Source organism: Brevundimonas sp. AJA228-03, from assembly GCF_017795885.1.
Lineage (GTDB): Bacteria > Pseudomonadota > Alphaproteobacteria > Caulobacterales > Caulobacteraceae > Brevundimonas.
In genome coordinates, this window is sequence record NZ_CP059297.1 from 897,891 (window position 1) to 916,081 (window position 18,191).

Annotated in this window: 14 protein-coding genes; 5 read left to right on the plus strand and 9 right to left on the minus strand. The window is 67.9% G+C overall.

What is annotated here, in order from left to right; genetic code table 11:
• Positions 1–12: 12 nt before the first annotated feature.
• From puhB to bchF, 9 genes are read right to left on the minus strand one after another with little or no spacing between them, the layout of a single operon-like run.
• The gene (puhB, locus tag HZ989_RS04475; protein WP_245162451.1) at positions 13–699 is read right to left on the minus strand and encodes a photosynthetic complex putative assembly protein PuhB; all 687 of its coding nucleotides are present in this window, start codon (positions 697–699) and stop codon (positions 13–15) included.
• The gene (puhA, locus tag HZ989_RS04480; protein ID WP_209322436.1) at positions 696–1,478 is read right to left on the minus strand and encodes a photosynthetic reaction center subunit H; all 783 of its coding nucleotides are present in this window, start codon (positions 1,476–1,478) and stop codon (positions 696–698) included. The genes puhB and puhA overlap by 4 nt, the downstream gene beginning before the upstream one ends.
• Before the next feature lie 24 nt (positions 1,479–1,502).
• Positions 1,503–2,945 (minus strand): BCD family MFS transporter, encoded by a 1,443-nt coding sequence (locus tag HZ989_RS04485; RefSeq protein WP_209322437.1) that lies wholly within the window; start codon positions 2,943–2,945, stop codon positions 1,503–1,505.
• Positions 2,942–3,652, minus strand: a complete 711-nt coding sequence (gene bchM / locus HZ989_RS04490) for a magnesium protoporphyrin IX methyltransferase (protein ID WP_209322438.1) — start codon at positions 3,650–3,652, stop codon at positions 2,942–2,944. The genes HZ989_RS04485 and bchM overlap by 4 nt, the downstream gene beginning before the upstream one ends.
• Complete coding sequence (gene bchL / locus HZ989_RS04495; protein WP_209323036.1) at positions 3,649–4,539, minus strand: ferredoxin:protochlorophyllide reductase (ATP-dependent) iron-sulfur ATP-binding protein; 891 nt, start codon at positions 4,537–4,539, stop codon at positions 3,649–3,651. The genes bchM and bchL overlap by 4 nt, the downstream gene beginning before the upstream one ends.
• A gap of 27 nt (positions 4,540–4,566) precedes the next feature.
• Positions 4,567–8,340, minus strand: a complete 3,774-nt coding sequence (locus HZ989_RS04500; RefSeq protein WP_209322439.1) for a magnesium chelatase subunit H — start codon at positions 8,338–8,340, stop codon at positions 4,567–4,569.
• Positions 8,315–9,901: a ferredoxin:protochlorophyllide reductase (ATP-dependent) subunit B gene (gene bchB, locus HZ989_RS04505; protein ID WP_209322440.1), complete on the minus strand. Its 1,587-nt coding sequence runs from the start codon at positions 9,899–9,901 to the stop codon at positions 8,315–8,317. Before bchB ends, HZ989_RS04500 begins: the two co-directional genes overlap by 26 nt.
• Positions 9,892–11,232, minus strand: coding sequence for a ferredoxin:protochlorophyllide reductase (ATP-dependent) subunit N (locus tag HZ989_RS04510; protein WP_209322441.1), 1,341 nt, complete (start codon positions 11,230–11,232; stop codon positions 9,892–9,894). Before HZ989_RS04510 ends, bchB begins: the two co-directional genes overlap by 10 nt.
• The gene (gene bchF, locus HZ989_RS04515; protein ID WP_245162452.1) at positions 11,229–11,708 is read right to left on the minus strand and encodes a 2-vinyl bacteriochlorophyllide hydratase; all 480 of its coding nucleotides are present in this window, start codon (positions 11,706–11,708) and stop codon (positions 11,229–11,231) included. Before bchF ends, HZ989_RS04510 begins: the two co-directional genes overlap by 4 nt.
• 522 nt (positions 11,709–12,230) lie before the next feature.
• On the opposite strand from bchF, the gene HZ989_RS04520 reads away from it, so the two are divergent.
• The 5 genes from HZ989_RS04520 to HZ989_RS04540 all read left to right on the plus strand — a co-directional run bounded on the left by HZ989_RS04520 (position 12,231) and on the right by HZ989_RS04540 (position 18,182).
• Entirely contained in the window at positions 12,231–13,112 is an 882-nt protein-coding gene (locus HZ989_RS04520) for a B12-binding domain-containing protein (RefSeq protein ID WP_209322443.1), read from the plus strand.
• Between the two features lie 37 nt (positions 13,113–13,149).
• On the plus strand, positions 13,150–14,568 hold the full coding sequence (ppsR, locus tag HZ989_RS04525) for a transcriptional regulator PpsR (protein WP_209322444.1): 1,419 nt from the start codon (positions 13,150–13,152) through the stop codon (positions 14,566–14,568).
• A gap of 176 nt (positions 14,569–14,744) precedes the next feature.
• Entirely contained in the window at positions 14,745–15,659 is a 915-nt protein-coding gene (chlG, locus tag HZ989_RS04530; protein WP_209322445.1) for a chlorophyll synthase ChlG, read from the plus strand.
• Positions 15,656–16,978, plus strand: coding sequence for a BCD family MFS transporter (locus HZ989_RS04535; protein WP_209322446.1), 1,323 nt, complete (start codon positions 15,656–15,658; stop codon positions 16,976–16,978). Before chlG ends, HZ989_RS04535 begins: the two co-directional genes overlap by 4 nt.
• Positions 16,965–18,182, plus strand: coding sequence for a geranylgeranyl diphosphate reductase (locus HZ989_RS04540; RefSeq protein WP_209322447.1), 1,218 nt, complete (start codon positions 16,965–16,967; stop codon positions 18,180–18,182). The genes HZ989_RS04535 and HZ989_RS04540 overlap by 14 nt, the downstream gene beginning before the upstream one ends.
• The last annotated feature ends 9 nt before the right edge of the window (positions 18,183–18,191 follow it).

The window sequence follows — 18,191 nt, forward strand, 5'->3', positions numbered from 1 at the left end:
GTGGCTTTCTGTTCAGGCTTGCGCGGCAGCAGGCTGGCCACCCGAGGCCTGGACGGCGGTCGGGCGCGCGGCGGGCTGACGCACGGGTTTGGCGACGAAGGGTCGGTCGGCGGCGGCGGATGCCTGCTGCAGCTGCAGACTCAGGCGCTCGGCGACGGCGGCGGCGTTCGGCAGGGCGCGCATCATCGGCTGGGGGTTGACGAAGGACCAGGGGCGAACGTGCGGCCACAGGTGCGGATAGGCGATCCTGGCGTCTCCCGCGAGGCCCATGGGGATGTCGCCCACGCCCTTGCTGTCCAGCTTCAGCCCCGCCGAGGCAACCGCCGCATAGGGGATGTTGAAGCATTTCGACAGGGCCACGCCGTGCCGCAGCACGAACCGCCGGTTGGTCAGGGTATAGACCGTCGTGCGTGCGCTGAGCCAGGCGTAGAGAACCAGCAGGCCCACGGCGACCGACCCCGCCAGCATGGTCAGGACGCCGGTGGTCAGGGCATGCAGGACCGACTGACCGGCCATGACTTCGGTCGCGATGTTCCAGACGGACAGACCACCGAAATAGACCGCAACCCAGTGGGCGTGCAGGGCGGACCGGGCCAGGGTGCGCCAGTCGGGTGCACCCTGCCACAGGATCTGTTCGCCCGCCGGGAGGTGGCCCGGCAGGCCGCGGACGGCTTCGCCGTCGTGCTCGTACCCGCTCACAGCCACGGCTCCTGGCGGTCACGCGTCGCATAGAGGTGACCGCCACCGTAGTAGCCGATCACCTTTTCCTCCTCGAGCAGGGTGACCTGGTCAGGGCTCGCGGTGACCGGAACGTCGGCAAACTGGGCAGCCGTGACAGCCCGAACCTTCACCGCGCGGGCGGCACCGTCGACGATAGCCATGGTCATCGGCAGAAGCACCTTCCGCGGCAGTCGGCCGGTGGAGACCGCGACCTCGAGGTAACGGATCAGGGACTCGGACCGGTCGATCCAGAGGTCGCTCACTGTTCCGGCCTTGACACCATCGACACCCAGAACCGCCATGCCGCGCGGATCGGCATCCTGCCTGGCCACGGCGAAGGTTCCGGCGATGCGCATTGGAACGATCCGGGGCGTGCCCTCGATGGTCAGGTCGGGATAGTTCGGCCGCTCCGCATAGGCACCGGGTCCGACGCCGTCGATCATCGGATTGCCGGTCGGCTCGTTGGGGGCCCCATCCATCGGGGCGCTCCGTCGTGCAGCGATCTCACGGGTGTCACGCTTGAAGTCCGGCACGGTACGGGTGCCATGACCGTGCGGCAGGAGGAAGGTCTTGGGCCGCGCCGTAAAGAACAGTCCGCCCAGAGGCTCAAGCCGACCGGAGACATCGTCCTCCAGCGGATAGCCCTCGCGGCGATCCTCGCGGCGCAGGTAGAAAACCAGGCCGATAAAAAAAGCGTAGAATGCGAAGAGGCAGAACTCTGCCGCATCGACATCACCAAAAATGTAGGAACTGTCCATGTCAGGGTTTCCTTATGAACCGGGTCAGGCAGGCAGGTCGGCGAGGCCGAACCTGGAGGTTTCAGGAGATGCCGAAGGCGCGTATCGGGCGAGCGGCCCGATGGCGACGAGGGCGGCGAACAACAGGCCGATTTCGAGATGGTAGACGACAGCATAGGAGGTCGCCGGCGTACTCATGGCCGCGCCCAGAACGCCAGACGCTGAAAGGGCGGCGACCAGGTCGCGCAGTCCGCCACCCAGCAGGACGGCCAGACCGACGGCCGTGGCCTGAACCGCGCCCCAGGCCCCCAGCGCGATGCCGGATTTGCCGTCGCGGGCCAGGGCCATGGCGGAGGTGAGCGTGCCGACCGAGAACATGCCGCCGCCCAGACCAATCAGGAAGACGCCGCAGCAGAACAGCGGGATGAATGACAGGGCCCCGCCACAGATGACGGCAACGAAGGCAAGGATGCCCCAGACCATGCCGTGACCTGCCAGGCGATGCGGTTCCCCGCTCCGGGCGAGCCGGCGGGCGGCGAGGGCGAGACCCGCAAGCGTGCCGGCCGACCACAGCGCTGTCAGCGAGGTTGTCTGTCCGACCGACAGGCCGAGGATCTTGCCGCCATAGGGTTCCAGCAACACGTCCTGCATCGAGAAGGCGGCCGCGCCCAGGCCGACGGCGACCAGCAGCCGGCTGGCCCGGCCACCGGCGGAGAATTCCGCCCACGCCTGGCTGAATTTGATTTGCGGCTTGTCGAAAGCGGTCAGGGCCAGGTCCTGGGCTTCCTGTTTCCAAAGGGCAATCATGTTGAGGACGATGGCGATGACCGCCGCACCCTGGACCACGCTGATCAGTTTCATCTCCTGGAAATCGGCCAGGACCAATCCCATCAGGACGCCGGAAATCAGCATGCCGACCAGCAGCATCACATAGAGCAGGGCCACGACCCGGGGACGCGCATGTTCCGGGGCGAGGTCGTTGGCCAGGGCCAGGCCGGCGGTCTGGGCTGTGTGCACGCCTGCACCTGTGATCAGGAAGGCGACCATGGCCGCGACGTAGCCGATCCAGACAGGGCCGGTGCCCAGTCCGCCACTGATCAGGAGGGCGAACGGCATGATGGCGAGCCCCCCGAACTGCATCAGGGAGCCGAACCAGATATAGGGCCCGCGCCGCCATCCGAGATGGGATCGGTGGGTGTCGGACTTGAATCCGATCAGGGCTCGGAACGGCGCGAACAGAAACGGCAGGGCCACCATGGCGGCGACCAGGACGGCTGGCATGTTGAGCTCGACGATCAGCACCCGGTTCAGGGTGCCGGTCAGCAGGACGGTCGTCATGCCGACCGAGACCTGGAACAGGGACAGGCGCAACAGGCGGCCGAGCGGCAGCTCGGTGGTCGCGGCGTCGGCGAAGGGCAGGCAGGCGGAGACAATCCGCGCGAACCGCGCCCTGTTGGCTTCAGCCTTCTGCCGCAGGGCGTCGCTCATCGGCGGACCAGCTCCATGGCCTGGGACGTGTAGAAGCCACCCTGGACCCGGCGGCTGCGGGCCACCGCGATGCCGGGCAGGGCGGACAGCCGCATCGCCAGGGAATCCAGTCTGGCGGGCGCGATGGCCGGCGCACGATCGGCGCGCGGGAACAGCTTGCCCATGCCCAGCATCAGCATCAGGGCGGGGGTGCGCGGGGTGACGGTGAAGATCACCGACTTGCGCGTGCGCTGGCCCAGGGCCTGAAGCACACCGACGATGTCGTCGGTCGGATAGTGGATCAGGCTGTCCATGGCCACGACGTGGTCGAACGCGCCCAGGTCCGGGGACATCATGTCGCCCGCACGCCAGTCGATCGCGCCCTTCAGGTCCGACGGTGTGCGCTCGCGAGCGATGTTGACCAGGCTGGCCGAGACGTCGATGGCCACGACGTCCGCGCCGCGCCTTGCGGCCTCGACCGCCAGGGCACCGGTGCCGCAACCGGCGTCGAGGATGCGCGCCCCGGTCAGGTCCTCGGGCATCCACGACAGCAGGACGTTGCGCATCTCGTCGCGCCCGGCACGGACCGTGGCGCGGATCTTCGACACCGGCGCGTCCGAGGTCAGCTGGGCCCAGGCGTCCAGCGCCGTGCGGTCGAAATATTCTTCCAGCCGGCCCCGATACTGGTCCCAGGTCGGGGTGGTGCGGGTTTCGAGCGTCGCGGTCATTGATCGAACCCCAGGAATTCGAAGATGTCGCGGTCGCGCATCGGTTCGGCCTCGATGGCCTCCATTCCGTCCCACAGCGACTGGGCCAGACGGATGTATTCGGCCTTGGCGGCCTCCAGCTCGTCCGAGCCGTCCATCTCGAACACGACGGACTTCTTCAGCCGGCTGCGGCGGATTTCATCCAGGTCGCGGAAGTGGGCGATGCGCTTCAGGCCGATGGCGGCGTTGAAGCGGTCGATCTCGTCGGTGCCCGCGCTGCGGTTGGCGATGATGCCGCCCAGACGGACCTGGTAGTTCTTGGACTTGGCCTTGATGGCCGCGACGATGCGGTTCATCGCGAAGATGCTGTCGAAGTCATTGGCCGTGACCACCAGCGCCCGCTCGGCGTGTTGCAGGGGGGCTGCGAAGCCGCCGCAGACCACATCGCCCAGCACGTCGAAGATCACCACATCGGTGTCTTCCAGCAGGTGGTGTTCCTTCAGCAGCTTGACGGTCTGGCCGACGACATAGCCGCCGCAGCCGGTGCCGGCCGGGGGTCCGCCCGCCTCGACGCAGCGCACCCCGTTGAAGCCCTCGTAGACATAGTCCTCGGGGCGCAGTTCCTCGGAGTGGAAATTCACCGTCTCCAGCACGTCGATGACGGTGGGGACCAGGCGCTTGGTCAGGGTGAAGGTCGAATCGTGCTTGGGGTCGCAGCCGATCTGCAGCACCCGCTTGCCCAGCAGGCTGAAGGCGGCCGACAGGTTGGACGACGTCGTCGACTTGCCGATCCCGCCCTTGCCATAGACGGCAAAGACCTTGGCCGTGCCGATGTTCAGCGTGGCGTCCATCTCGACCTGGACCGATCCGGCACCGTCCGGCGGACGGCGCTTCAGGGTCTGGGGCATTTCGAGGGTGATGCTCATGGTCTGTCCTTAAGCCGCAACAGCGGGGCTGAGCCCCTCGAGGCGGTCTTCGAGTTCGTCGGCGGCATCGCGCAGAGCCTGCAGCGTGGCGGCATCCGGGGCCCAGTAGTTGCGGTCGGAGGCTTCCAGCAGGCGGTTGGCCATCCGCGCGGAGGCTTTCGGATTCAGTTTGGCCATGCGCTCGCGCATTGCCGCATCGAGCACGAAAGTCTCGCTGATTTCCTTGTAGACCCAGGGCTGGACGTCGCCGGTCGTGGCGGACCAGCCCAGCGTATTGGTCACCTGGGCCTCGATGGCGCGGACCCCTTCGGACCCGTGCTTCAGCTGGCCCTCGAACCAGCGCGGGTTCAGCACGCGGGTGCGGCTTTCTAGCGTGACCTGTTCGGCCAGGGTGCGGACCTTGCCTTCGCCCTGCGTCTGGTCGCCGATATAGACGGGCGCGGCCTTGCCTCTGGCGCGTTCGGCCGACTTGGCCACGCCGCCCAGGGTGTCGACGTAATGGTCGATGGTGGTGACGCCCAAGTCGACCGAGTCGAGGTTCTGATAGGCCAGGTCGATGCCGGCCAGGGCGCTGGTCAGCAGGGCCGGCTGCTTCATCGGCCTGCCGTTGCGGCCATAGGCGAAACCCTTGCGGCTCTCGAAGGCATCGGCGAGCTCGCCCTCTTCGGTCCAGGCCCCCGAGTCGATCAGGGAGTTGACCGAGGCCCCATAGGCACCCTCCGCATTGGAGAAGACGCGAAGCGAGGCCGTTTCCATGTCGCAACCCAGCTTCAGCTGATGCTCCAGCGCGCGCTTGCGCACGAAGTTCATCTCGACCGGTTCGTCGGCGGTGGCGGCCAGCCAGGCGGCGTCGGCCAGCATCTTCATCTGAAGCGGCAGCAGGTCGCGGAAGATGCCCGACACCGTGGCCACCACGTCGACGCGCGGACGGCCCAGCTCTTCCAGCGACACCAGCTCTGCGCCGCACAGGCGGCCGTAGCCGTCGAAGCGGGGGCGCGCGCCCATCAGGGCCATGGCCTGGGCGATCGGACCGCCTTCGGACTTCAGATTGTCGGTCCCCCACAGAACGATGGCCATGGATTCCGGCAGCGCACCGGTCTCTTCGCGGTGTTTGGCCAGTAGCCGGTCCGCCTGGCGCATGCCGTCGGCGACGGCGTAGGCCGAAGGGATGCGGAAGGGGTCGAAGCCGTGGATATTGCGCCCCGTGGGCAGCATCTCGGGCGTGCGAAGCAGATCGCCGCCCGGCGACGGCATGACGTACCCACCGTCCAGCGCCGCAATCAGCGCCTCCATCTCCGGATTGGACGACAGGGAGACGTTGGTCGCCTGCAGATGGCGGAACAGTTCGACGCCGGCGGTGTCGGAGTTCAGGCCACTGATGCCCAGCGCTGTGCGGGCATCGGCCCCGTCGACCAAGGCCTGAACCGCCTCGCGGCCGGGCCTGGGTCCCTCGCGGGCCTCGGCCACCGCCATCAGCAGGTCGATGCGTTCGTCGCGGCTGAAAGCCTCGCCGAGGACGTGCAGGCCGTTGGGGATCAGCGTCTGTTCCAGCTCCTGAAGCGTTGCGATCAGGGCGTTGACGCGGGCGTCGTCCGATCCGTCGATCAGGTCGATGTGCAGCATTTCGGCCGCCTCGAAGATCATCGGGTTCAGGGCGGCGCGCTCGGCCGAGGCCTCGATCTCGGTGGCGCGCCAGCGATCGACCAGGGCCTTGAGGTCCAGCAGACCCTTGTACAGGCCGGCATCGTTGATCGGCGGCGTGATGTAGCTGATCAGGGTCGCGTTCGAGCGCCGCTTGGCGATCATGCCCTCGGACGGATTGTTGGCGGCATAGAGATACAGGTTCGGCAGGTCGTCGATCAGCCGGTCGGGCCAGCAGGCCTCCGACAGGCCGGTCTGCTTGCCGGGCATGAATTCCAGCGCGCCGTGGGTGCCGAAATGCAGCACGGCGTGAGCCCCGAAATCCTCGCGAATCCAGCGGTAGAAGGCGCTGAAGGCGTGGGTCGGCGCGAACCCGCCCTCGAACATCAGCCGCATCGGATCGCCCTCGATCCCGAAGGGCGGCTGCAGGCCGACGAAGACGTTGCCGAACTGGGCCCCCAGCACGAAGATCGACGATCCATTGGCCAGCGACTTGCCGGGCGCGGGACCCCAGACGGCTTCGATGTCCGACAGCCAGCGCTCGCGTAGCACATGCTCATTGGCCGGGATGCGGACGTGGACATTGCCGTCGGTGCCGTAGCGGGCCGCGTTGCCCTCCAGCAACGCCTCGCGCAGCGCATCGATCGTCTCGGGTACCTCGACGGTATAGCCCTCGGCGGCGAGGCGGATCAGGGTCTTGTGCAGGCTGGCCCAGACCGACATCTGGGCGGCCGTTCCGGCGGCCCCGGCATTGGGCGGGAAGTTGAACAGGACCGCGGCGATCTTGCGCCCGGCTCGTTCCGAACGGCGCAGGCGGAGCATCTTGCCGACGCGATCGGCCAGGGTCCCGGCGCGCTCGGGGCAGGCGACCATGGCCTTGGCGTCCATGCCGGGGAAGGTGCAGCGACGCGTGCAGCCCGTGCAGGGTGCCTCCGATCCATCGGTGCGTCCGCCGAACATCATCGGCGCGATGCCGCCGTCCAGTTCGGGGATCGAGACCATCATCGTGGCCTCCAGCGGCAGCAGACCCTGGTCGCCTGCGCTCCACTGCTGGAAGGACTGGAACTCCAGCGGATGCGCCGAGACATAGGGCACGTCGAACCTGCCGAGCGCCACGGCGGCGGCCGAGGAGTCGTTGTAGGCGGGCCCGCCGACCAGCGAGAAACCGGTCAGGTTGATCAGGGCGTCGACGGTCGGTCGGCCGTCCTTCATGAACAGCTTGTCCATGGCGGGACGGGCATCCAGCCCGTTGGCGAAGGCCGGAATGACCTTCATGCCCCGCGCCTCGAAGGCCTCGATCACCCCGTCGTAGTGCGCCGCGTCACCGGCCAGCACATAGGAGCGCAGGACGATCAGGCCGACCGTGCCATTGCCGCCCTCGACCGCGGGCAGGGTGGCGGGCGTTTCCGACATCCGGGCCGCGGCGGTGTCGCCCATGCGCGGGTGATAGACGCCGATCTCGGGATATTCGACCGGGGCCGCCGCCTTCATGTTGCCGCGCAGGACCCGGCGCTCGCCGTCGGCGTAACGGTCCACCAGATAGCGGACCATCGACACCATGTTCTCGGTCGAGCCGGCGAACCAGTATTGCAGGGTCAGGAAATAGGCGCGGACGTCCTGGGCCGTGCCGGGCACGAAGGCCAGGATCTTGGGCAGGCGGCGCAGCATGGCCATCTGCTTCTCGCCGGGGACGCCGCCGGTCGCCTTGGTGTTTCCGCGCAGCTTCTTCAGCATCGCCAGCGGACCCTTTGTCGAGCCGTCCATGCGGTACGGGCCCATCCTGGTCAGTTTCACGACCTCGGCCGCCGACATCAGGCAGACCATGGCGTCGCAGGCTTCGTTGCGGGCCTTCAGCGCCGGCAGGACCATCTGGACGTGATCGTCGACGAACAGCATCGAGGCGATGACGATGTCGCCGGTGGCGATATCCTTCAGGCAGGCGTCGAGCGCGTGCGGATCGCTGCCCCATTCGGAGGCGGCGTGCAGGGAAACGGTCAGGCCGGGCGCGGTCTTGCGCAGTTCCTCTTCGGCCTGGGCGACGGCTCCGGCCAGGTGGTTATCGAGTGTGACGATGACGACTCGCACCTGTGGCGCGGTCTGGCCCGTCTGGGCGTGATCAGCGGCTGTAATGGGATTTCGCATCGTACAACGTCTCGACACCGATCGTCGCAAGCCCCTGCTCGACGGCGAAGCGTTCCGTGTTGCGACGGGCCTTGCCGCGCACGAAAAAGGGAATCTTCCTCAGTTCGGCCTCTGCATCGGGAGCCCAGACGATCTCGGACACGACGGTCCCGACCTCTGTCGATGCGAGGGGCTGGCCCTCGGCCGCGACCGGGGCAGGGGCCGGCGTCTGCACGCTGGCTTGCGGAGCGGCGGAATGGCCGCCGAGGTGGGAGGCGCCGGCTTCGTCGGAAAACTCGAAGTCGTCGCGGAACATGTGCAGCAGGTGTTCTTCCAGTCCCATGACCAGCGGATGCACCCAGGTGTCGAACAGGACGTTGGCCCCCTCGAATCCCATCTGGGGCGAGAACCGCGCCGGGTGGTCCTGGACGTGGAAGGGGGCCGAGATGACGGCACAGGGGATGCGCAGCCGCTTGGCGATGTGACGCTCCATCTGCGAGCCCAGCACCAGTTCGGGCTGCAGCGCGGCGATGGCGTCCTCGACCTCCAGATAGTCGTCGGTGATCAGGGCGGTCAGGCCCAGGTCGGCGGCGGCGGCGCGGACCTCGCGGGCGAACTCGCGATTGTAGCAGCCCATGCCGACGACCTCGAAGCCGAGTTCCTCGGTCGCCACCCGGGCGGCGGCGATGACGTGGGTCGCGTCGCCGAACACGAAGACGCGCTTGCCGGTCAGATAGGTCGAATCGACCGAACGCGACCACCAGGGCATCCGCGACGGGACGCCGTCCAGCACGGGCGCGGGGTCCAGCCCGGTCAGGGCGCAGACCTCGTTGATGAAGTCGATCGTCGCGCCATAGCCCAGCGGCACGGTCCTGACCGAGGGCTGGCCGCACATCTTCTCGAGCTGTCTGGCCGCCTCTCCGGCGATCTCGGGATAGAGGACGACGTTGAAGTCGGCCGCGCCCAGGCGGGCGATGTCGGCGGGCGTGGCCCCCAGCGGTGCGGTCACATGGATGTCGACGCCCATCCGCTGCAGCAGCCGCGTGATCTCGACCACGTCATCGCGGTGACGGAACCCCAGGGCCGTGGGGCCCAGAATGTTGCAGGAGGGCCGGCGACCCGCCATCGGGCTGCGCTCGACGACCTGGGTCAGGTGGCGGACCAGCTGGCGGAAGGTTTCGGCCGCCCCCCAGTTTTCCTTCTTCTGATAGCTGGGCAGCTCGAGCGGAATGACCGGGATCGGCAGGCCGATGGCCAGGGCCATGCCGGCCGGATCGTCCTGGATCAGCTCGGCCGTGCAGGAGGCACCGACGATCATGGCCTGGGGCTGGAAGCGGGCATGGGCGTCGATGACGGCGGTCTTGAACAGCTCGGCCGTGTCGGTGCCCAGATCGCGCGCCTGAAAGGTGGTGTAGGTGACCGGCGGCCGCGCGCCGCGGCGCTCGATCATGGTGAACAGCAGGTCGGCATAGGTGTCGCCCTGGGGCGCGTGCAGGACGTAATGCAAACCTGACATCGCTGTGGCGATCCGCATCGCACCGACGTGGGGCGGGCCCTCATAGGTCCAGACGGTCAGTTGCATGACGCAGCCTCGCGTCGTGCCGCCCGGGCCGGGACGATGGCGTCCGACAGACGGTCGCGGCGGTTCAGCGGGCGGGCGAACAGCTCGGCCAGATCGGCCGCCTGGTCGAAGCCATGCACCGGCGAGAAGACCAGCTCGATCGACCATTTGGTCGTCAGGCCTTCCATCTCCAGCGGATTGGCCAGACCCAGGCCGCAGACCGACAGATCGGGGCGGGCCTCGCGGCAGCGGTCCAGCTGGCGATCCACGTCCTGGCCTTCGCTGAGGCGGGTCGTGGACGGCAACAGCGGCAGTTCCCGGGCCAGATGGGTGCGGTGCAGATAGGGGGTGCCGACTTCCAGCGGGATCATGCCCAGTTCGCGAGACAGGAACCGCGCCAGCGGCACCTCCAGCTGCGAGTCCGGGAAGAAGAAGATCGACTTGCCCTCCAGCGCGGGCCGGACCTTTTCCAGCGCGCGGGCGGCGCGTTCGCGGCCGGGCGCGACCACGGCGCGGAACTTCAGCTCGTCGACCCCGAAGGCCATGGCGGCGGCATGCAGCCAGTCGGTCGTGCCCTCGGCCCCGAACGGGAACAGGGCGTCCAGACGGACCGCGCCGCGATCCTCCAGCGCCCGGGCCGTGTCGCCCAGGAAGGGCTGGGCCACCAGGAAGCGGGTGTTGGGCCCGACGTCGGGCAGGTCGGCGATCTTGCGGGCGGGCAGGGTATCGACGCGCCCGATGCCCATGGCCGCGAACAGGCGCCGGAACTGGTCCTCGACCACGTCGGGCAGGGCCCCGACGATCAGCAGGGATTTTTCCGCATTGGCCGGAGCTTCGGCCATCTGCGGCACGAGGGCGGCCAGGCAGGCGTCCTCGCCCTGGGTGAAGGTCGTCTCGATGCCGCTGCCGGAATAGTTGAGCACGCGGACGGCGGGACTGTGTTTTTCTGACAGGCGACCGGCGGCGCGCGACAGGTCCAGCTTGATGACCTCCGACGGGCAGGAGCCGACCAGGAACAGCAGCTTGATGTCGGGACGGCGCGCCAGCAGGCGGTCGACGACCCGGTCCAGCTCGTCATTGGTGTCCGTCAGACCGGCAAGATCCTTCTCCTCCATGATGGCGGTGGCGAAGCGCGGTTCGGCGAAGATCATCACGCCCGCCGCCGACTGGATCAGATGGGCGCAGGTGCGCGAACCGACGACCAGAAAGAAGGCGTCCTGCATCTTGCGATGCAGCCAGACGATTCCGGTTAATCCACAGAAGACTTCGCGTTGTCCCCGCTCGCGCAGAACCGGCGTCTCGGCGCAGCCGCCGGTCGGCGCGGGCCGGTCGAGGACGAAGGCCTCGCTCATGCGGCGACCATCGTGTTTTTCGCGGGCGCTTCCAGCCGCGCCATCCGCAGTTTCCAGATGAACTGGGCCGCGTTGATGACATAGGTCGCATAGGCCGCCAGAGCCAGGATCAGCTGCTCACGCGGGGTGCCGACATGCAGCAGGACCGCGCCCAGATAGGCGGTGTGCAGGGCCATCACGAGCATGGAGAAGACGTCCTCCCAGAAGAAGGACGGGGCGAACAGGTAGCGGCCGAACACGACCTTCTCCCAGATCGCGCCGGTGACCATGATCGTGTAGAGCAGCGCCGTCTTGACCAGGACCGAGATCGTCGCGGCCATCGCGCCTTCACCCGTCGCCAGATAGCGGATGACGAAGCAGACGCTGACGCCGAACGCCAGGAACTGGACCGGTGCCAGGATGCCCTGGACCAGGGTCCAGACCGTCTTGTCGCGGCGAGCGCGTTCCTCGGGTGTATACAGCGGCCGGGTCGCCATGCTGATGCCCGCACCCACGTCGCTGACGCTGTGCTGGCCTGTATGAGCGGTCCACGGACACGGGGCCACGCGATCGATCAGACCGCTGAAACGCCGACTGAGCAGTCCCCGAACGCCCCCGTGAGAAGCATCGCCGTGGCCGCCTGAATGATGGATCGCGCTCGATGACATCGACCGACTCCGGTCGCCCCCCGATAGAGGCGATATCGAAACCTAGGTCGGTCGCTACGCATGTGTCAAATAGATTGGACGTAAATCCAGATTGACACTTCTGGACCGCCCCTCCGGGGTTGACTCGCTGCCGGAATGGTGGACCCAATGTCGCCTGTAAGTGGAAGTGACGTGCGTGCGTGGATTGCCGAAGATCCTTCGAGTTCGCCTCTCGGGCGACGGATCCGGACCAAAGCGCGAGACGGCCCGACAACCTTCTCCCAAAGGTCGCCGGTTGGATGAGGAAACACTTCGCCGGGTGGATGGGGATCACGCCTGACGCAAGAGATCACGCTCCGGGGAGGAGGGTCGATGGCCTACGTTAATCGCGCCGGGGGCGCGCCCGATCGTACGCCGACATCGTCGGGTGATGGCGACAACGTCGTCCGGTTCCGTCGATCCGAGCCCGGCCTGTCGGGCGTTCCGTCGCCGATCGACCTGGCCCAGCTGATCGAGGGCGAGATCATTCCCCGTCTTCTGGCCGCGCACCAGAACGGTCGCAGCGAAGTCATCCCGATGAATTTGGGCGTTGTGGTGCCGGCCGAGCTTGAAAGCTTTGCGCACCAGACGATGACGCTGGACCTGTCTGCCCTGGTCGATCAGGTCGAAATGCTGGTCCGGCGTGGCGTATCGGTCGAGGGCATCTATTTCGAGCTGCTGTCACCGGCCGCCAAATTGCTGGGCGAGTGGTGGGAACAGGATATCTGCACGTTCGCCGACGTGACCGTGGGTCTGTGTCGCCTGCAGCAACTCGTCTATGAATACGCCGATCGCGTGCACGTCGAGGGTGGCGGCGGCGACGGCCGCACAGCCCTGTTCGCCCTCACGCCGGGCGACCAGCATTCCCTGGGCCTCATCATGGTGGTCGAATATTTCCGCCAGGCCGGCTGGCGGACCATCTGCATGCCCGACGCGACGGCCCAGGATCTGGAAGATGTCGTCCAGACGGAACGCTTCGACCTGATCGGCTTCTCCATGGCCAACGAACGCTGGCTGGAGCCCCTGACCCCCCTGATCTCGCGCCTTCGCGCCGTGTCCAGGAACGGGTCGGTCCGGGTCATGGTGGGGGGCCGCGCCTTCGCTGAAAATCCCGACCGGGTTGCAATGGTCGGGGCCGATCAGACCGCTGGCGATGCCCGAGAGGCCGTTCTGGCAGCAGCGCGGCTATTCGCCCCGCAGCACTCCGCCGCTTGAACAAGCGCCACCCGACCCGTAATGGCTCTGGATGACCATGCTTTCGTCCCCATCGGTCACCATACCGTTTCGGCAGCCGAAGACGGCGCTTGAGGGACTGACGGCGGAGGCGACCGCCGGGGTGGTGGCCGCTGCCAGCGATCTCGCCCTGCTGCTGGACAGCGACGGGATCGTCCGGGATTTATCCGTATCTTCCAACGACCTGGCCCGAAACGGCATCGGTGACTGGATGAACCGGTCATGGATCGACACGGTCACCGACGAGAGCCGTCACAAGATTTCCGAGATGCTGGCCGACGTCGTTTCGGGCAAGCCGGCCCGCTGGCGCGAGGTCAATCATCCCGCGGATGACGGCGATGTTCCGATTCGTTATTTCGCTTTCAGCGCGGGTTCAGAAGGCCGCGTGATCGTGCTTGGGCGCGATTTGCAGGGCTCGGCCGTGTTGCAACAGCGGCTGATTCAGGTCCAGCAATCGGTCGAGCGGGACTACCTGAGGCTGCGTCAGGCCGAAGCCCGATACCGGCTCCTGTTCCAGAGCGCGGCCGAGGCCGTGCTGATCCTCGATGCGCCGACCCGCAAGGTCAGGGAGGCCAATCCCGCCGTCGCGCGCATCGCCGGCCGCGAAGAGGGCAGCGTCGTCGGCCAGGGGTTCGCCATCCTGCTCGACCCCTCAAGCGTGAGTGCCGCCACCGATCTGCTGGATGGCGCAACAAGCAGCACAGGCAGTGAGGCGATCAAGGTCAAGCTGGCCAATGGCGAGACCTGCCTGCTGTCCGCCTCGATGTTCCGCCACGACCGGACCTCGTCGCTGCTGGTGCGGCTGACGCCCGATGCCATCGCCCAGGGAATCGATCCCAATGCGACCCTGACGGCCGTGCTGTCGCGCATCTCCGACGCCTTCGTCGTCACCGACACCGACCTGCGCATCCTGACGGCCAACCCGGCCTTCCTCGACCTGACCCATCTGGCCAGCCGCGAGGAGGCGACGAACCTCCCGCTGGACCGCTTCCTGGGTCGCCCGCAGATCGACCTGAAGATCATGCTGGCCCAGTTGCGCGACCACGGTGCGCTGCGCAACTTCGCCACCGTCATCCGCAGCCAGTTCGGCGATCAGGAGGATGTGGAGGTCACCGCCGTCGTGGTGCCCGACGACACCCAGCCGACCTATGGTTTCAGCATCCGCAACGTCGCGCGTCGCCTGGCCGAGGCCCCCGTCGCGCCCGCGATCGGTGGCGCGGTGTCGCAGTCGGTCGAGCAGCTGACCCACCTGATCGGCCGCGTGCCGATGAAGGACATCGTGCGCGAATCGACCGACCTGATCGAGAAGCTGTGCATCGAGGCGGCGCTGACCCTGACCTCGGACAACCGCGCCTCGGCCGCTGATGTGCTGGGCCTCAGCCGCCAGAGCCTGTATTCCAAGCTCCGCCGCTATGGCCTGGGCGATCTGGACGACTGATCCGCAGCCAGCGACACGCCCCACCATCCCTGCGACCGATCCTGTCGCACCGTCCGTCCAGAATGCTGGTTCCGGTCGCTGCGTTGGAGACGTGAGAGTCACTTTTCCTGACTCCAGCACCGTCGAAACTGTCAATCCAAGTTGACACTTTCGACTGTCCAGTGCGACGGTGCGGAATGGCCAGCACGCTCGACACGCCCTCGATTTCCGTGCCCTCTCCGGCCGCCGTGCTGGAGCTGTTCAAGCCCGTCACCTGGTTCCCGCCGATGTGGGCCTTCATGTGCGGTGTCGTCTCCTCGGGCATGCCGTTCCAGGGGCGCTGGCTGTTTCTGATCGCCGGCATCGCCCTGACCGGACCCCTGGTCTGCGCCACCAGCCAGGCCGTCAACGACTGGTTCGATCGCCACGTCGATGCGATCAATGAGCCGAACCGCCCGATCCCGTCGGGCCGCATTCCCGGTCGTTGGGGCCTGTACATCGCGATCATCTGGACGGCCCTGTCGGTGGTCGTCGCGGCCCTGACCGGCCCCTGGGTGCTGGGCGCGACCGTTCTGGGCCTGGCCCTGGCCTGGGCCTACAGCGCCCCGCCCCTGCGGCTGAAGCGGGACGGCGTGGCCGGGCCGTTCGCCGTGGCCCTGTCCTATGAAGGTCTGACCTGGTTCACGGGCGCGGCCGTGATGGCCGGGGCCCTGCCGCATGCGCCCGTCCTGATCCTGGCCGCCCTCTACAGCTTCGGGGCCTATGGCATCATGGTCCTGAACGATTTCAAGGCCGTCGAGGGCGACCGGCTGCTGGGCCTGAAATCCCTGCCCGCCGAGCTGGGCGTCGAGTCGGCCGCCCGCATCGCCTGCGCCGTCATGGCCGCGCCCCAGGTCATCGTCGTGACCCTGCTGCTCGTCGCCTGGGACCGCCCCTGGCATGGCCTGGCCGTCGGAGTCCTGCTGGCGGTCCAGTTCGCCCTGATGGCGCGCCTGCTGGGCGACCCGAAGAAATTCACCCCCTGGTACAACGCCACGGGCACCACCCTCTACGTCATCGGCATGCTGGTCTCGGCCTTTGCCGTGCGCGGCATCATCGGAGCGGGCGCATGAACGACAGGCCTCTGGGTTGGCTCGGCATCGTCCGGCTGGGTCTGGTCCAGACCGCGCTGGGCTCGATCGTCGTCCTGACCACCTCGACCCTGAACCGCATCATGATGGTCGAGCTGGCCCTGCCCGCCGTCCTGCCCGCCGCCCTGGTCGCCTGGCATTATGCGGTGCAGCTGTCGCGCCCGCGCTGGGGCCATGGGTCGGACGGGGGAGCCCGCCGCACGCCCTGGATCGTCGGCGGTATGGGCGTCCTGGCCCTGGGCGGCGTGCTGGCCGCCGATGCCACGGCCCTGATGAGCGCCTCGCCGGTTCCGGGCATCCTGCTGGCCATCCTCGCCTTCAGCCTGATCGGGGCGGGCGTCGGCGCCTCGGGCACATCCCTGCTCGCGCTGCTCGCCACCCGTGTCACGCCGACGCGCCGGCCTGCCGCCGCCGCCATCACCTGGATCATGATGGTCATGGGCATCGCCGCCACCGCGAGCATCGCGGGCGGTATGCTGGACCCGTTCTCCATGCAGCGTCTGGCGATGATATCGGGCGTCGTCTCCCTGGGAGCCTTTCTGCTGACGCTCGCCGCTGTCGCCGGGGTCGAGAAGACGCCCGAGGTCGCGTCCGAACCGTCCGAGCCGAAGGTCGACTTCGCGGTCGCCCTGAAGGAGACCCTGGCCGACGGTCAGGCGCGCCGCTTCACGGTCTTCGTCCTGATCTCCATGATCGCCTACAGCGCCCAGGACCTGATCCTGGAGCCCTTCGCCGGACTGGTGTTCGGCATGACGCCGGGCCAGTCGACCCAGATGTCGGGCATGCAGCACGGGGGGGTGCTTCTGGGCATGATCCTGGTCGGGGCGGCGGGCGGCTTCGTCGGTGGACGAGGGCAGGGCTGGATGCGCGGCTGGACCCTGGCCGGCTGCGGCGGCTCCGCCCTGGCCCTGGCGGCCCTCGCGGTCGCCGCGCGGGTCGGCCCGGGCTGGCCGATCGCGCCGACCGTGTTCGCCCTCGGTTTCTTCAACGGCGTCTTCGCCGTCGCCGCCATCGGTTCGATGATGGCGCTGGCGGGTCAGGGCAAGGGTCGGCGTGAAGGCATTCGCATGGGTGTCTGGGGTGCCGCCCAGGCCGTCGGCTTCGGCGCGGGCGGCTTCTTCGGCGCGGTCGCGGTCGACATCGGCCGTCGCCTGTTCGCCCAGGACGCCTCCGCCTTTGGCCTCGTCTTCGCGATCGAGGCCAGCCTGTTCATCGTCTCGGCCGTGATCGCCGCCCGTATCGGCGCGCCGGCCGCGTCCTCTCAAACCCAACCCATCGGAGCGCGTCATGTCCAGGCCTGAACCCGGTATCGTCGCCGAGACCTTCGACTGCGTCGTCGTCGGCGGCGGGCCGTCCGGATCGACGGCTGCCCGCCATCTGGCCTCGCAGGGTCGCACGGTCCTGCTGCTGGACCGCCAGGGTCGCATCAAGCCCTGCGGGGGGGCCATCCCGCCCCGGCTGATCAGGGACTTCGACATCCCCGACAGCCTGATCTGCGCCAGGGCCAATGAGGCCCGGATGATCGCCCCCTCCGACCGACGCGTGCACATGCCGATCGAGGGCGGCTACGTCGGCATGGTCAATCGCGAGGCCTTCGACGAGTGGCTGCGCGCCCGGGCCGGGAGCGCGGGGGCCCAGCGCCGCACCGGCACCTTCGACCGCATCGAGCGCGAGGCCGACGGATCGGCCCTGGTCCTCTACCGTCCGACCGGCGCATCCCGGGAGTCGCCGCCCATGGCCGTCCGTGCCCGCACCATCATCGGCGCCGACGGTGCCCGCTCCAACGTCGCGGCCCAGGCCGTGAAGGGGGCGGACCGGCAGCGCTACGTCTTCGCCTATCACGAGATCATCAAGACTCCCGCCGCCGGCACCGCCGACTTCGAGGCCAGCCGTTGCGACGTCTGGTATCAGGGCCATCTATCGCCTGACTTCTACGCCTGGATCTTCCCGCACGGCGACACTGCATCGATCGGCGTGGGCTCGATGCAGAAAGGCTTTTCCCTGCGAACGGCCGTGACGGCGCTGCGCAAGGTCGCCGGCCTGACCGACTGCGAGACCGTGCGTACCGAGGGCGCGCCGATCCCGCTGAAGCCGATGAAGCGCTGGGACAACGGCAAGGACGTCGTGCTGGCCGGCGATGCGGCGGGCGTCGTCGCGCCTGCGTCCGGCGAAGGCATCTACTATGCCATGGAGGGCGGCAGGCTGGCGGCGGAAGCCGTCGAGGCGACCCTGGCCACCGGCAAGGCGTCAGCCCTCGGGACCGCCCGTAAGCGGTTCATGAAGGCCCACGGCAAGGTCTTCCTGGTGCTCGGGGTCATGCAGCATTTCTGGTACCGCTCGGACAAGCGGCGCGAGCGTTTCGTCAGCCTGTGCGACGACCCCGACATCCAGGAGCTGACCTGGCAAGCCTATATGAACAAGGAACTGGTCAGGGCGAAACCCGCCGCCCACGCCCGCATCTTCTTCAAGGACATGGGGCACCTGCTGGGCCTGCGCCCGGCATGACCGGCGTCG

Excerpts from the sequence above, each read along its gene's own strand:
- HZ989_RS04500 (WP_209322439.1), bottom strand. The coding sequence starts at position 8,340 with ATGCGAAATCCCATTACAGCCGCTGATCACGCCCAGACGGGCCAGACC.
- bchB (WP_209322440.1), bottom strand. The coding sequence starts at position 9,901 with ATGCAACTGACCGTCTGGACCTATGAGGGCCCGCCCCACGTCGGTGCG.
- bchM (WP_209322438.1), bottom strand. The coding sequence starts at position 3,652 with ATGACCGCGACGCTCGAAACCCGCACCACCCCGACCTGGGACCAGTAT.
- HZ989_RS04535 (WP_209322446.1), top strand. The coding sequence starts at position 15,656 with ATGAACGACAGGCCTCTGGGTTGGCTCGGCATCGTCCGGCTGGGTCTG.
- HZ989_RS04540 (WP_209322447.1), top strand. The coding sequence starts at position 16,965 with ATGTCCAGGCCTGAACCCGGTATCGTCGCCGAGACCTTCGACTGCGTC.
- HZ989_RS04510 (WP_209322441.1), bottom strand. The coding sequence starts at position 11,232 with ATGAGCGAGGCCTTCGTCCTCGACCGGCCCGCGCCGACCGGCGGCTGC.
- HZ989_RS04485 (WP_209322437.1), bottom strand. The coding sequence starts at position 2,945 with ATGAGCGACGCCCTGCGGCAGAAGGCTGAAGCCAACAGGGCGCGGTTC.
- ppsR (WP_209322444.1), top strand. The coding sequence starts at position 13,150 with ATGCTTTCGTCCCCATCGGTCACCATACCGTTTCGGCAGCCGAAGACG.
- puhA (WP_209322436.1), bottom strand. The coding sequence starts at position 1,478 with ATGGACAGTTCCTACATTTTTGGTGATGTCGATGCGGCAGAGTTCTGC.
- HZ989_RS04520 (WP_209322443.1), top strand. The coding sequence starts at position 12,231 with ATGGCCTACGTTAATCGCGCCGGGGGCGCGCCCGATCGTACGCCGACA.
- bchL (WP_209323036.1), bottom strand. The coding sequence starts at position 4,539 with ATGCCCCAGACCCTGAAGCGCCGTCCGCCGGACGGTGCCGGATCGGTC.
- bchF (WP_245162452.1), bottom strand. The coding sequence starts at position 11,708 with ATGGCGACCCGGCCGCTGTATACACCCGAGGAACGCGCTCGCCGCGAC.
- chlG (WP_209322445.1), top strand. The coding sequence starts at position 14,745 with ATGGCCAGCACGCTCGACACGCCCTCGATTTCCGTGCCCTCTCCGGCC.